Here is a 14,693-nt window from a genome sequence, read left to right as displayed (position 1 = left end):
ACGTGTTTAATATTCTTTGTTGAGCCTATCGGCTAGATAGGCTCAACAAAGTAATAAATCGCAAAGAAATGGCACACGCAGCCAGCCAAAACAAAGCCGTGCCAGATCGCATGGTTAAAGGGAATGCGCTTCGCGACGTAGAAGATTACCCCTAGTGAATACACAATTCCACCAGCAGCAAGCAGTGTAAGTCCGCCGACATCCAAGTTAATAGCTAATTGATAAATCACAATCAGCGATAACCATCCCATCACCAAATACGTCATCAAAGAAAGCTTTTTAAATCGATAGACGAACGCAACTTTCATGATGATGCCAATCAACGCAATGCTCCAAATAACGATCATCAACCCAAATGCTAGAGGTGTTCTTAAGCTGACTAACAAGAAAGGGGTATAGCTGCCTGCTATCAAAAGATAAATAGCACAATGGTCGAAGGTTTTTAGCCAACGTTTCGCTTTGGGATGAGGGATCGCATGATAGAGCGTCGAGGCCAAAAATAGCACGATAATACTCGCTCCATAAATCGCCATACTGGTAAGCGTTAAAGTGTCAGCTTGATGGTCTATGGCTTTAACTAACAGCAGTATCAAGCCAACAATACCAAAAATCATCCCTATACCGTGGGTGATGGTATTGGCCAGTTCTTCACGTTGACTGTATTGAGGTTTCTGCAGCTCGGACATCAATGCGCCTATACTAGAGTTTGAAATTTGCTCTAGTATGGCACATTAGGCTTACACGTGTAATCTTAAATTAAGACTCATGAACGGCAGTAGTTTGATCGAGATAATTGAGTACCAGTTCGCCAACTTGATCTGGCTTAGTCGTGGCAGGAATGGTCAGCTCTCGCTTGAGTTTGCCACTACCCAGTAAGCTCGCGAGCATGCCACCTTGCCCCTTGCGTGTGCGGTCAACTTCAAACCACAACTTGAGCTCTTGCTCACTGCGGTGGGCAACAAATTCTAATTCGCGCCACACGCCGTGGTAAGGTCCGTCGGTTGGCACCAGTTCAAACTCTTGCACAAATGGTAGATCGAATCCTTTCACTTCCTCGCATTCCACCTGGCGAATTCGTAAACCTTGCGCTTCAAATGCAGATAGTACCGCATCCATCAGTGGATCAGGTCGAACGGTGAGGATGTCTTTATCAGTCGGATCCAAAGCAGCGGCAACGTCTAAGCCGGTTTCTAACCATACTTTGGCATCACCAATGGTGATAGGCGTGTTCCAAGGCACATCGAGCTTAACATCGAAGGTACGCTCTTCGCCGGAATGGATGGTAAATGCGTAAGGGAGACTCCACTTAGCAAGCACATGAGTTTGAGGTACTCGGCGCATGCTGTGTCCTTCTCGCGCACCACGGTCATCAGGGGCTTCTGCGATGTAGCGGCAACAGAGTTTTAAATCAATGTTGTCGATCGCTTGTTCAGTCGCACCACCATATACATGGATAGACACATCCACACTTTGACCTGGGTATAGCACGTCTTGGTTTAAGATTGAGTCGACCTTCGCGCTCCCAATCCCAAAACTGGCAAGTGTCTTCTTCAAAAATGACATAGGCACCTCCTTCATCGAGATCTCATACTACTACTGCTGATCGTGGGATCAAACAAAAATTGCCTCGAACATCGCGACAAAATGACAAAATCTAAACAATTCAATTGCTCAACTATCGACCAATTATTACAAGGATGCTAATCTTACACTTGATATGCATGCATATCGGTATTCCTGACTCATTAACTGGATTGGCGAGAGCCAGAAGAGTGATTCTTCAATCTTGTTGGAGCCTAGCTCATAATGATTCAGGCCATTACATCGGCAATGGATATGCCTGACAGTTAGGTAAATTAATGCGCCCAACAACAGTCAGGTTCGCACACACTAATACTAGTGCAATGCGCCGCCGCAGTGGCTTTACTACTGCACCAAAGGCAAAGCAAGTTGCGCCAGCAATGACATTGGTTGAGAAGACAGCAATGATGTCGAGTGTTCCGGCCAAAGTTATCAAAGCAGCTTAATCAAAAGCGCGGCGCCAGCTGCGCTTTTTTCTTTGCACGCAACTCATAAAACTTCAAAGACTTAGAACAAACCACGGTGAAAGAGATCGTTTTTCCTATTTGGTCTTAGCAAAGCAATTTGGTACCTTTACTGCTAATTACACCTATAAATTCTGTGGAGAAAGAAATGAAGTGTCATCGCATTGAAGAGCTGCTTGAGCTACTAGAGCCTGAATGGCATAAAGATCAGGAGCTGAACCTATTGCAGTTCATCGTTAAGCTGGCAAAAGAAGCAGGCTATGAAGGAAAGCTAGAAGATCTGACCGACGATGTACTGATCTACCACCTTAAAATGCGTAATAGCAGCAAAGATGAAATGATCCCTGGACTCAAAAAAGACCAAGAGGACGATTTTAAAACGGCGATCCTACGCGCTCGTGGCATCATCAAATAACCAGCTCAACAGCCAGTATTCTTTAAGCGACTCTCTCTGTGAGTCGCTTTTTTATAACCAAAGTTTTTAGTCCCACAATTGGTTATAACTGTTCAGCCAATTATCAGGTTAACTGTACTGATTTTTGTTGTTAAACATTGACTGCGTTAAAGAAAAGGAATTGTTATTGATTGTATAATCGCCGTTCATCAGTATTTACTAAAATAATTATGTCCGGTCATGATTTATGATAAGGACGAAGTAGCAATGTCATCGAGCGACATCAATAGAAATGACGCCGTACATTATAAAAGCCTAAGAAGGATGAGTGCATGAGTCAGGATAAGATCGATATCAAAGATGTGACTCCTAAAACCTACAACCCTAAGACTCATAAAGGGAATGGGGATCGGTTCAACCCAAGTAATCGCATCTATGTACGCGAAAGCAAAGGGACTTACCAGAAACTGCGTCGTTACGGTGGTTGGTTCTTACTGCTTCTCTTCGCTTTGATACCGTGGATCCCTTACGGTGAACGTCAAGCGATCTTGCTCGACATTGGCAACCAGCAGTTCAACTTTTTCGGTACCACATTGTATCCGCAAGATCTTACCCTACTCGCCTTGCTATTTGTGATCGCGGCGTTTGGGTTGTTCTTTATTACCACCTTCTTAGGTCGAGTTTGGTGTGGCTATCTCTGCCCACAAACCGTCTGGACCTTCATGTATATCTGGTTTGAAGAGAAGCTCGAAGGTAGTGCCAATAAACGCCGCAAACAAGACTCCAATAAGCTGACGGCGAATTTAGCGATGCGTAAAACCGTCAAACATATAGCTTGGTTTACCATAGCGCTCGCCACTGGTTTTACTTTTGTTGGCTACTTCGTACCAATGAAGCAATTGGTTATCGACTTTTTCACCTTTAACGCCAACTTTTGGCCCGTCTTTTGGGTAATGTTCTTTGCCATTTGTACCTATGGTAATGCTGGTTGGATGCGTTCCATCATGTGTATTCACATGTGTCCTTACGCGCGCTTCCAGTCTGCCATGTTTGATAAAGACACCTTCATCGTTGGCTACGATGCAAAACGTGGGGAAAAACGTGGCCCACGTCCGCGTAAAGCCGATCCAAAGCAACTTGGTTTGGGTGATTGTATTGATTGTGATTTGTGTGTGCAGGTGTGCCCAACAGGTATCGATATTCGTGACGGCTTGCAGTATGAATGTATCAACTGTGGCGCCTGTATTGATGCGTGTGACAACACCATGGATCGCATGGGTTACGAGAAAGGCCTAATTAGTTACACCACCGAGCACCGCTTATCGGGTAAGAGTACCAAAGTCATGCGTCCGAAGCTGCTAGGCTATGGTGCCGTACTACTAGTCATGGTCGGTCTTTTCTTTGCCCAAATTGCAGCGGTAGACCCAGCCGGCATGAGTGTTATTCGCGACCGTAACCAACTGTTCCGCGTTAATAGCTCGGGAGAAGTAGAAAACACCTACACCCTCAAGGTGATCAACAAAACTCAGCAAGTGCAAGAGTACTCGTTGGATGTTGAAGGGCTATCCGATGTAAGCTGGTATGGTAAGCAGACAATTCAGGTCCAGCCAGGTGAGGTATTGAACCTGCCAATGAGTCTTGGTGCCGATCCTGACAAGCTAAACTCTGCGATTACGACAATTCAGTTTATACTCACCGATAAGAGCAACGAATTCACCATTGAAGTGGAAAGCCGATTTATCAAGAAGCTATAACTTCGATGACTAATGGAAAAAGGCTCAGTAATGAGCCTTTTTGTTTATATGTCCCAAAGTATGTTTAACTTTGACGCCCTTACCCCAGACTTTATGTGGTACGCGTTAGAAAGCATCGGCGTTCGCGCAGAATCAGGCTTTCTTCCCCTCAATAGCTACGAAAACCGTGTTTATCAATTTACTGACGAAGAGCGTCGTCGTTATGTCGTCAAGTTTTACCGTCCTGAACGTTGGAGCAATGAACAGATCCAAGAGGAGCACGACTTTACTTTAGAGCTGATTGGCAATGAGATCCCCGTCGCACCACCTGTGCGCATCAACGGTGAAACCCTGCATCACTATCAAGGCTATGCTTTTGCGCTGTTTGATAGCGTGGGTGGTCGCCAATACGAGGTTGACAATTTAGATCAGCTCGAAGGTGTAGGGCGTTTCCTTGGCCGAATCCATAAAGTCGGCAGCCGCCAAGCCTTCCAACATCGCCCTACGATCGGCTTACAAGAATACCTGTATCAACCAAGAGAGATTCTGCAAAACGCCAATATGATTCCAATGCACTTGGAGAACAGCTTCTTCAATGACTTGGATATGCTGATCAAATCAATTGAAAGCCACTGGCACGAAGGCTTCAATATGATTCGTTTGCATGGCGATTGCCACCCAGGCAATATTTTGTGGCGAGATGGCCCTATGTTTGTTGATTTGGATGACGCTCGTAACGGCCCTGCAGTACAAGACTTATGGATGCTACTGAACGGTGAACGCCAAGACAAACTGATACAGTTGGATATTGTTTTAGAGGCTTACCAAGAGTTTTGCGACTTTAATCCTGCAGAATTGAAACTAATCGAGCCACTTCGCGGTCTACGAATGGTGCACTATATGGCATGGCTAGCAAAACGTTGGCATGACCCTGCATTTCCTCTCGCTTTTCCATGGTTTAATGAGCCAAAATACTGGGAAGGTCAGGTCCTTGCATTTAAAGAGCAGATCGCCGCTTTAGAAGAAGCACCGCTGTCTTTAATGCCTCAATGGTAAGTCAGGCCAAAAATTCAAAAATGGAGATATTTCGATGAAAAAACTGTTCGCACTGTTTTCTATGCTGATGTTAAGCCTGTCGGCACATGCAGCGCAATTCAAAGAAGGTGAACATTACAAAGTATTGGATCTTGAGGCATCAAAAAAACCTCTTGTGACGGAGTTTTTCTCTTTCTACTGCCCGCACTGTAATAGCTTTGAACCAGTTATCCAGCAACTGAAAAAGCAGTTGCCAGAAGGTACTAAGCTATTAAAAAACCACGTTTCTTTCATGGGTGGCAACATGGGCCCATCAATGAGCAAAGCCTACGCAACGATGGTTGCACTAAAAGTGGAAGACAAAATGGTGCCAGTGATGTTTAACCGCATCCACAATCTAAAGAAAGCACCACGTAATGATGAAGAACTTCGTCAAATCTTCCTTGATGAAGGTGTAGATGCGAAAAAATTCGATTCTGCATTCAAAGGCTTCGCGGTTGATTCAATGGTTCGCCGTATGGACAAGCAATTTGAAAACAGCGGTCTAACCGGCGTTCCTGCGGTTATCGTTAACAACAAATACCTAGTTCAAGCACAAAGCATCAAAACGATGGATGAGTACTTCTCTCTGGTGAACTACTTGCTGACACTAAAAAAATAAGCACATCGATATCAATCAAAAGGGGAGCACATCGCTCCCCTTTTGTTTACTTGTAAATCTCTTGTAGTAACCGATCTTTTTCTTGCCACACATCACTCAGCCATTGCTGAAATTGCCGCTTATAGGGCTTATCGTTGAAGTAATCACCGAGCACTCGTTCATCAACGGGTAACACATTCACACGCACAACCACCTTGCCCATTCGACCCATCAATAAATCCTTGAACGGTTTATGCGTATTTTCTGGGTACGCCAACGTAACGTCGATAATGCTCTCGAACTGTTCCCCCATCGCCGCTAACGTGTACGCAATCCCGCCCGATTTTGGTTGCAGCAAATATTGATAGTTTGCTTTACTCTTACGCTGCTTTTCTTCGGTAAATCGGGTTCCTTCGACATAGTTAACCACTGTGGTTGGAGTGTGTTTGAATTTAGCGCACGAGCGACGTGTCGTTTCTAAATCTTGACCTCGCTTATGAGGGTTGCGGATCAGATACTCTCGCGAATAGCGACGCATAAATGGCATATCGAGCGCCCAACACGCCATCCCGATGAAAGGCACATACAGCAGTTGTTGCTTGAGGAAAAACTTCGGCATGGGAATACGGTCTTTAAACACGCAGCAAAGCACAACAATATCTGTCCAACTGAGATGATTACTGATCAGCAGATACCACCCGTCTTTTTTAAGCGCTTCACCGCCCTGAACATCCCACTCAACACGGTTAGATACCGCCAGAATGCACGCATTAACGGTAGCCCATAACCACATCACCTTATTGGCACAAGCGGTCGCTATCGCTTTTAGCTTTACGCCAGGAAGCAATATTTTAAATACAGCGATAACACAAATTGCGAGTGAACAAACCGCAGAATTGAGAATCACAAAAGAAGCGTTAAAAAAAAATAACAAATATGCCAACATGATAGTCAAACAACAGTGATAATGTGTGAAGAATAAAACAGCGTGTAATTATACTGCGCCTTTGCCACATTGGAACATGCGTGGGAATGGTCAGATTTGTTACCGCAACCAATATGTGCACCACTCATTCGACAACAAGGAGATAACGAATGAAACCAAGGCTACTTCTCTTGCCTTTGGCCTTTGTCGTCAGTTCTGCTCAGGCTCAACTCGCTGAAACCGCAGGTTTTGGCGGTGAAATTTCGCTGAATGCCGGATTCATATCATCAGAATCCAATTTCAATACAGAAAATAGTAACACCATCGATTCTCTCGATAAGCGTGCCGATAGTGACAGTTCCGTTATCGCTGCACCGCTAGGGAGTGTGACATACACCTTTGGTAGCCGACTCAACCACCAAGTTTACGCCGGTACCACACGCTCAGATGTCGCGGTAGGTACACTCGCTTTTCAGTTGGGCTATCAACACGAGCTACAATCTGGCACCGTGATCGATGTTTCCTATCTGCCGACGGTACTCAAAGGCGAAACTTGGCGCAACCCTTATCAAGTAGGAACCGCACGTAAAGAGACGGATGTTGACGGCAATGCGTATCGCTTTCAGATCAAAGGGTTAATTGATAAGAACTTCAACCTTGATCTTGCTTATGCTGATAAAGACATCGAGCAGGAGGAAGTGACAGACCGCTCACTTGCTCGCGATGCTAACCTTTACTATGTCAAAGGCGACTATCGCATTCCACTCAACCAAACGTCTATGTTGCAACCCGCTTTCACCTACATCAATCAAGATGCCGACGGTAAGGCGGAGTCATTTGATTCGTACGGATTTGACATTAGCTGGTTTAAATTTATCAACCGCCATCGATTGGCTCTCACCGCGGGTTACGCATGGAAAGACTATCAAGCCGCTAGCCAAACTTTTGCTAAAACACGAAATGACGACACCATCAGCCTATTTGCGGCCTACGAATATCAAAACGTATTTGACTGGCAAGACTGGTCGTTCATTTCTTTAGCCGGCTATAGCCAAACTGACTCGAATATAACGTTTTATGAGGAGAAAGAGTACCTATTGTCGCTTGGTCTCAACTACACCTTCTAACGTCCTTCATCGCAACAAGGTGCTTACAACACTTGTTGCGATGACACTTTGCTGTCTATACCGCTTGCGCCGTAAGCTGTTTCAGTAAACGGTCCATCGCTCGATACCCAAGTGCCTCAGCCAAGTGCGTTCGTTCAATTTGCTCCGCCCCATCCAGATCGGCGATTGTTCGCGCCACTTTGATAATACGATGATACGCACGAATCGAGAGCCCTAAACGATGCAAAGCGGTTTCAAGAAACTCAGCATCACTCTTATGCAAGGGACAAAACGCCTCAATTTCTCGACTACCTAGCAGTGCATTGACCTTACCACTGCGGTTTAGCATATTGTTACGCGCATGGCTCACACGCGCTTTTACGATAGCAGTCGGCTCACCGCGATCACCTCCTTCTGCTAATGTCCCTTTGGGCAAAGCTGGGATTTCTAAAGACATATCAAAGCGATCTAACAGTGGTCCAGATAATCGACCAAGGTAGCGCAAAATAGCTTGTGGATTGGTGCGCGCTTGATTGCCTTCGTAATATCCTGTCGGGCTTGGGTTCAATGCTCCAACTAATTGGAAGCGAGCCGGAAAGCGTGTTTTACCTTGCGCTCGAGAGATAATGATCTCGCCAGATTCGAGCGGTTCGCGTAACGAGTCCAGAACTTTACGATCAAATTCGGGCATTTCATCGAGAAACAATAACCCGTTGTGGGCTAAAGAGATCTCCCCTGGTCTGGGTACCGAACCACCGCCGACTAATGCCGCCATTGAACTTGAATGATGCGGAGAACGAAACGGACGCGACTTCCAGTTATGCTCATTAATTTCACTCTGAGTCAACGATGCCACCGAAGCGGTTTCCATTGCTTCTTCGTCACTCATTTCCGGTAATAAGTCACACAAACGCGAAGCCAACATCGTTTTTCCAGTACCTGGCGGGCCAAGGAAAAGTAAGTTGTGGTTTCCAGCGGCAGCAATCTCCAGTGCTCGCTTACCTTGTTGTTGGCCAATAATATCTTGTAAGTCTCGACCATGTTTTTCGATCGTTTTTCGCTTAGGCGTTTGAAAAAGATTCAGTCGATGTTGACCACAAAGCTCGGCACATACTTCCAGTAATGATTGGGCCGATTTATGTTGTTCCTTCCCCACCAGCGCCGCCTGATCGCCATTCACATGTGGGACGACCAAATGACGTTGAATCTTACTGGCTTCCAGCGCAGCAGGCAGCACACCTTTTACAGGTCTCAGACCACCAGATAGTGCTAACTCACCCACAAATTCGTAGTTTTTGAGCTTATCTGTCGCGATTTGCTCCGAAGCGGCCAAAATTCCCAATGCAATAGGAAGATCAAAACGTCCTCCCTCCTTGGGTAGATCTGCCGGAGCCAAGTTCACGGTGATCCGCTTAGCAGGAAATTGAAAGTTAGAATTAATGATCGCACTGCGTACGCGATCTTTGGACTCTTTTACCGTTGTCTCTGGCAAGCCTACTAAGGTAAACCCTGGCATGCCGTTGCTGATATGAACTTCTACACTAACCGATGGCGCTTGCACCCCGACGCTTGCTCGACTATGAATGATTGCCAGCCCCATACGTTCCTCAATTTTTTTGAACACTCTGTAAACAAATGTTTTATCTAGTTGGTTATGTTATATACCGCGTCCCAATTGAGAGTTAATGTGAAAAAAGAATGACTTTTTGCTTGTCATGCAGCGGAATTGTGTGATACCACTAATGACGCAAACAATTTCGTAGAACATTACACAACATTTTTTAACGAAAAAAGAACGACAGACAGATGAACCTTTTCGCTTATATCAACGCACTGCTAGCCCTGATTATCGTGGTCATTATTGGCACCGCGCGGGGTATTGTGGGCGAAAGGTAACCACAAATTACAAAAAACCCCCGCACTGAAAAGTCCGGGGGTTTTTTTACAACTACAAGTTGTCATCTGTCTAACCCTCGGACAGTTTAACGGGAAGAATGGGAGTGCACATGAAGTGCAATAAATATGGCAATCGCTACGAGCCACAACGTAGCAAAGGAGGTTTACGATGACTGGTGCACAACTTGTCGTAGCCGCTTTAAGACAGCAAGGCATCGAAACCGTTTTTGGCTACCCCGGCGGGGCCATCATGCCAATCTATGATGCTTTGTATGACGGTGGGGTGGAACACATCCTATGCCGTCACGAGCAAGGGGCCGCTATGGCAGCTATCGGGATGGCTCGTTCCACTCAAGACGTTGCTGTGTGCATGGCAACTTCTGGCCCAGGAGCCACTAACCTTGTTACCGGCCTTGCCGACGCTTTCCTTGACTCCGTACCTCTAGTTGCCATCACAGGCCAGGTTGCTAGCTCTCATATCGGTACCGATGCATTCCAAGAAATGGATGTGATCGGAATGTCCCTAGCCTGTACTAAGCACAGCTATCTCGTGACCGAAATTGAAGATCTAGCTCCGACACTTGCCGAAGCCTTTGAGGTCGCAAAAACCGGTCGTCCGGGTCCAGTCATTGTCGATATCGCCAAAGACGTTCAACTCGCTCAAGCACCCACAGACCTTCTTCCTCCATACATAGCACCAGCAATCGAAGATGTCAGCGCTGAAGATATCAAACGTGCGCAAGATGTGCTGGCAGCATCTACTCGCCCAGTGTTGTATGTTGGTGGTGGCGTGCAACTTGCGAAAGCAACCGATGCAGTACGCGAATTTCTTCGCTTAAACCCAATGCCTGCAGTTAGCACATTAAAAGGTCTCGGTACCATTGAACGCCATGATCCTCACTATCTTGGTATGTTGGGTATGCACGGCACCAAAGCCGCCAACCTAGTGGTTCAAGAAGCCGATCTATTGATTGTGGTTGGCGCGCGTTTTGATGACCGTGTGACGGGTAAGCTCGACACGTTTGCACCAAATGCGAAAGTGATTCATATCGACATTGATGCTGCGGAGATTCATAAACTGCGCCACGCCAACGCACCATTACGTGGCGACATCAACACCATTCTTCCTCAGCTAGAGCTGACTCAAGATATTTCACCGTGGGTTCATCATAGTGAAAGTCTGCGCAGCGGCTTTAAGTGGCGTTACGACCACCCGGGCGAGTTAATCTACGCACCGCTATTGCTTAAACAACTGTCTGACATGATGCCAGATAGCTCAATTGTCTCGACCGACGTCGGTCAGCACCAGATGTGGGCAGCGCAACATATCCAGCCACGCGAACCACAAAATTTTATCACTTCTGCTGGCCTTGGCACCATGGGCTTTGGCTTGCCAGCGGCGATGGGTGCTGCAGTCGCACGTCCTGATGATCAGTCTATCCTTATTACAGGTGACGGTTCATTTATGATGAACGTTCAGGAATTGGGCACGCTGAAGCGTCGTCAGATTCCAGTGAAGATTGTCCTTCTTAATAACCAACGTCTTGGCATGGTTCGCCAATGGCAGTCATTGTTCTTTGACGGTCGCCACAGTGAAACCATTCTTGATGACAACCCAGATTTCGTGATGTTAGCAAAAGCGTTCGATATCCCGGGCAAAACCATCACCAAGAAAGAAGAAGTCGAACCTGCTCTCAAAGAGATGCTAGCGAGTGAAACTTCTTACATGCTTCACGTTTTGATTGATGAAGAAGAAAACGTGTGGCCATTGGTGCCACCTGGCGCATCAAACAGTGATATGTTGGAAAATACATAGGAGACAATCGCATGGACAGATATTTACTCGACATCAAAGCCGATGACAAACCGGTACTGTTGGAGCGCGTTCTACGTGTGATTCGTCACCGAGGTTTCGTGATCAAACAAGTCGCTGCTACGCAAAACCACGAAAGCAAAGTAGCCAGCGTCGAGATCATCGTCGACAGCGATCGACCAATCTCGTTTTTGATCAATCAAATAGAGAAGTTGTGGGACGTTCGTAAGGTTGAGGTGCTAAAAATCCGCAACGATGAACTGCCAAATCACAACTTACAACAACACGTAAGTGCATAAGGAAGGCAACAAATGGCAACGAAAACTGCAGATTTCATTTGGTTTAATGGTGAGATGGTTCCATGGGCAGAGGCGAACGTTCACGTTCTGACTCACGCAATGCACTATGGTACATCCGTGTTTGAAGGCGTGCGCTGTTACAACACACCAAAAGGCCCAATTGTCTTCCGTCACCGTGAGCATGCACAACGTCTAAAAGATTCTGCCAAGATTTACCGCTTTCCGATCCCTTTCTCTGTAGAGGAAATCATGGAAGCGACCCGCGAAACACTGCGCCAAAACAAACTCGACAGCGCTTACATTCGTCCATTGGGTTTTGTCGGTAATGTTGGCTTAGGCGTATGTCCACCAGTTGGCACTGAGATGGATCTAATCATTGCAGCATTTCCTTGGGGCTCTTACTTAGGCGAAGAAGCGCTAGAAAAAGGTGTCGATGCGATGATTTCAAGCTGGAATCGCGCTGCGCCAAACACCATCCCAACTGCGGCTAAAGCAGGCGGTAACTACCTATCTTCACTACTGGTTGGTGGTGAAGCGCGTCGTCACGGTTACGACGAAGGTATTGCGCTAAGCGTAGATGGTTACCTATCGGAAGGGGCTGGTGAAAACATCTTCGTTATCAAAGATGGCGTAATCGCCACACCACCAGCAACTAGCGCGATTCTACCGGGCATCACTCGTGACTCGATCATGACAATTGCACGCGATAAAGGCTACGAAGTACGTGAAGCGAACATTGCTCGTGAAGCCCTTTACCTTGCCGATGAAGTCTTCATGACAGGTACTGCGGCTGAGATTGTACCAGTGGCAACCATCGACAAGATTGAAGTGGGCACTGGTAAGCGCGGCCCTATCACTAAAGAACTACAAGCAGCCTACTTTGGCCTATTTGACGGCACCACGGAAGATAAGTGGGGCTGGTTAGACTATGTGTACCCAGAACAGAAGTAAGAAGGATTAGGAAATGCCAAAATATAGATCAGCTACCACCACACATGGTCGTAACATGGCGGGTGCACGAGCACTGTGGCGTGCAACGGGTGTGAAAGAAGAAGACTTCGGTAAACCAATCATCGCCGTTGTAAACTCGTTTACTCAATTTGTTCCGGGTCACGTACACCTGAAAGACATGGGTCAGCTTGTAGCACGCGAAATCGAAAAAGCTGGCGGTATTGCGAAAGAATTCAACACCATCGCGGTTGATGATGGTATCGCAATGGGTCACGGCGGCATGCTGTATTCACTGCCTTCACGCGAACTGATCGCAGACTCAGTAGAATACATGGTCAACGCGCACTGTGCCGATGCCATGGTATGTATCTCTAACTGTGACAAAATCACTCCAGGAATGTTGATGGCATCTATGCGTCTTAACATCCCTGTTATCTTTGTTTCTGGTGGTCCAATGGAAGCGGGTAAAACCAAGCTTTCTGATCAGATCATCAAACTAGACCTTGTAGATGCGATGATCCAAGGCGCGGATCCAAAAGTGTCTGATGAGCAAAGCGAGCAGATCGAACGCAGCGCATGTCCAACGTGTGGATCGTGTTCAGGCATGTTCACTGCAAACTCAATGAACTGTCTAACGGAAGCACTGGGTCTTTCTCAACCAGGTAACGGTTCTATGCTGGCAACGCACGCTGACCGTGAACAACTGTTCCTTAATGCAGGTCGTCGTATCGTTGAGCTGACTCGTCGTTACTACGAGCAAGATGACGAATCAGCACTGCCGCGCAACATCGCTACGTTTGATGCGTTCGAAAACGCAATGGCACTGGACATCGCAATGGGCGGTTCAACCAACACCATTCTGCACCTACTTGCCGCGGCGCAAGAAGGTGAAGTGGATTTCGATATGGAAGATATCGATCGCCTATCACGTCAAGTACCACACCTATGTAAAGTGGCACCATCTACCCAGAAATATCACATGGAAGACGTACACCGCGCAGGTGGCGTCATGGCGATTCTTGGTGAGTTAGATCGTGCAGGTCTTCTACACAATGATGCGCGCACCGTGCTTGGCCTTTCGATGAAAGAGCAGCTGGCGAAATACGACATCATCCAAACTGAAGACGAAGAAGTACTTAAGTTCTACCGCGCAGGTCCTGCGGGTATTCGTACTACTCAAGCGTTCTCACAAGATTGCCGCTGGGATCGCCTTGATGACGACCGTGCGGAAGGTTGTATTCGTACTATCGATCATGCCTTTAGCCAAGAAGGTGGCCTAGCCGTTCTATCAGGCAACATCGCATTAGATGGTTGTATCGTTAAGACTGCTGGTGTGGATGAGAGCATTCATAAATTCACTGGCCCAGCCGTAGTTTTCGAAAGCCAAGAAGACGCCGTAGAAGGCATCTTGGGTGGCAAAGTAAAAGCAGGCGACGTGGTTGTTATCCGTTACGAAGGCCCTAAAGGTGGTCCGGGCATGCAAGAAATGCTTTACCCAACCACTTATCTAAAATCGATGGGCCTTGGCAAAGAGTGTGCACTTCTGACTGACGGCCGTTTCTCTGGCGGCACATCAGGTCTGTCAATCGGTCACGCCTCTCCTGAAGCAGCAAACGGCGGTGCAATTGGCCTGGTAAAAGAAGGCGATATGATCGCAATTGATATTCCAAACCGTTCAATTTCACTCCAAGTGTCTGAACAAGAACTTGCTGAGCGCCGTGCAAAACAAGACGAACTAGGCTGGAAACCAGTTGACCGCCAACGTGAAGTTTCCTTTGCACTCAAAGCGTACGCGAGTATGGCAACCAGTGCTGACAAGGGTGCAGTACGAGACAAGTCGAAGCTAGAGGGCTAGC

At 46.8% G+C, this 14,693-nt stretch carries 14 protein-coding genes; 10 read left to right on the top strand and 4 right to left on the bottom strand.

Going from position 1 to position 14,693, the window contains the following annotated elements:
- Positions 1–32: 32 nt before the first annotated feature.
- Together trhA and UQW94_RS22720 are read right to left on the bottom strand one after the other, a co-directional pair.
- The gene (trhA, locus tag UQW94_RS22725) at positions 33–686 is read right to left on the bottom strand and encodes a PAQR family membrane homeostasis protein TrhA (protein ID WP_005379047.1); all 654 of its coding nucleotides are present in this window, start codon (positions 684–686) and stop codon (positions 33–35) included.
- Between the two features lie 70 nt (positions 687–756).
- Positions 757–1,563, bottom strand: a complete 807-nt coding sequence (locus tag UQW94_RS22720; RefSeq protein ID WP_031781056.1) for a sporulation protein — start codon at positions 1,561–1,563, stop codon at positions 757–759.
- A 296-nt stretch (positions 1,564–1,859) separates the two neighbouring features.
- Between UQW94_RS22720 and UQW94_RS22715 the strand changes: the two genes are divergently transcribed.
- The 5 genes from UQW94_RS22715 (at position 1,860) to UQW94_RS22695 (ending at position 5,868) form a co-directional block, all read left to right on the top strand.
- A complete protein-coding gene (locus UQW94_RS22715) occupies positions 1,860–2,027 on the top strand; it encodes a hypothetical protein (RefSeq protein WP_005379043.1) in 168 nt (55 codons plus the stop codon).
- A 166-nt stretch (positions 2,028–2,193) separates the two neighbouring features.
- The gene (locus tag UQW94_RS22710; RefSeq protein ID WP_017821571.1) at positions 2,194–2,460 is read left to right on the top strand and encodes a YihD family protein; all 267 of its coding nucleotides are present in this window, start codon (positions 2,194–2,196) and stop codon (positions 2,458–2,460) included.
- A 311-nt stretch (positions 2,461–2,771) separates the two neighbouring features.
- Entirely contained in the window at positions 2,772–4,193 is a 1,422-nt protein-coding gene (ccoG, locus tag UQW94_RS22705) for a cytochrome c oxidase accessory protein CcoG (protein WP_225474243.1), read from the top strand.
- Between the two features lie 48 nt (positions 4,194–4,241).
- On the top strand, positions 4,242–5,228 hold the full coding sequence (locus tag UQW94_RS22700; protein ID WP_225474246.1) for a serine/threonine protein kinase: 987 nt from the start codon (positions 4,242–4,244) through the stop codon (positions 5,226–5,228).
- A 34-nt stretch (positions 5,229–5,262) separates the two neighbouring features.
- Positions 5,263–5,868, top strand: coding sequence for a thiol:disulfide interchange protein DsbA/DsbL (locus UQW94_RS22695; RefSeq protein ID WP_225474244.1), 606 nt, complete (start codon positions 5,263–5,265; stop codon positions 5,866–5,868).
- Positions 5,869–5,914: 46 nt separating this feature from the next.
- Here the strand turns inward: UQW94_RS22695 and UQW94_RS22690 are convergent, their stop codons facing one another.
- A complete protein-coding gene (locus tag UQW94_RS22690) occupies positions 5,915–6,793 on the bottom strand; it encodes an acyltransferase (protein WP_005383867.1) in 879 nt (292 codons plus the stop codon).
- 149 nt (positions 6,794–6,942) lie between these two features.
- Between UQW94_RS22690 and UQW94_RS22685 the strand changes: the two genes are divergently transcribed.
- Positions 6,943–7,899 carry a DUF2860 domain-containing protein gene (locus tag UQW94_RS22685; protein WP_005383865.1) on the top strand — a complete coding sequence of 319 codons (957 nt, stop codon included), beginning with the start codon at positions 6,943–6,945 and terminating at the stop codon, positions 7,897–7,899.
- A gap of 55 nt (positions 7,900–7,954) precedes the next feature.
- Here UQW94_RS22685 and UQW94_RS22680 read toward each other — a convergent pair whose 3' ends face one another.
- Positions 7,955–9,478, bottom strand: coding sequence for a YifB family Mg chelatase-like AAA ATPase (locus UQW94_RS22680; RefSeq protein ID WP_005383862.1), 1,524 nt, complete (start codon positions 9,476–9,478; stop codon positions 7,955–7,957).
- Between the two features lie 465 nt (positions 9,479–9,943).
- On the opposite strand from UQW94_RS22680, the gene ilvG reads away from it, so the two are divergent.
- Genes ilvG through ilvD form a run of 4 tightly spaced genes read left to right on the top strand, consistent with a single transcriptional unit; the run spans position 9,944 to position 14,692 of the window.
- Positions 9,944–11,590: an acetolactate synthase 2 catalytic subunit gene (gene ilvG, locus UQW94_RS22675; protein ID WP_005378960.1), complete on the top strand. Its 1,647-nt coding sequence runs from the start codon at positions 9,944–9,946 to the stop codon at positions 11,588–11,590.
- A gap of 11 nt (positions 11,591–11,601) precedes the next feature.
- Positions 11,602–11,886: an acetolactate synthase 2 small subunit gene (ilvM, locus tag UQW94_RS22670; protein ID WP_005378958.1), complete on the top strand. Its 285-nt coding sequence runs from the start codon at positions 11,602–11,604 to the stop codon at positions 11,884–11,886.
- Positions 11,887–11,898: 12 nt separating this feature from the next.
- Entirely contained in the window at positions 11,899–12,837 is a 939-nt protein-coding gene (gene ilvE / locus UQW94_RS22665) for a branched-chain-amino-acid transaminase (protein ID WP_171345097.1), read from the top strand.
- Between the two features lie 13 nt (positions 12,838–12,850).
- Positions 12,851–14,692 (top strand): dihydroxy-acid dehydratase, encoded by a 1,842-nt coding sequence (ilvD, locus tag UQW94_RS22660; RefSeq protein WP_005383859.1) that lies wholly within the window; start codon positions 12,851–12,853, stop codon positions 14,690–14,692.
- The last annotated feature ends 1 nt before the right edge of the window (position 14,693 follow it).

The organism is Vibrio sp. PBL-C16 (assembly GCF_034321865.1).
GTDB lineage: Bacteria > Pseudomonadota > Gammaproteobacteria > Enterobacterales > Vibrionaceae > Vibrio > Vibrio alginolyticus.
Note: the sequence above shows the minus strand (reverse complement) of the source record. Positions and strands in the feature narration are given on the sequence as shown.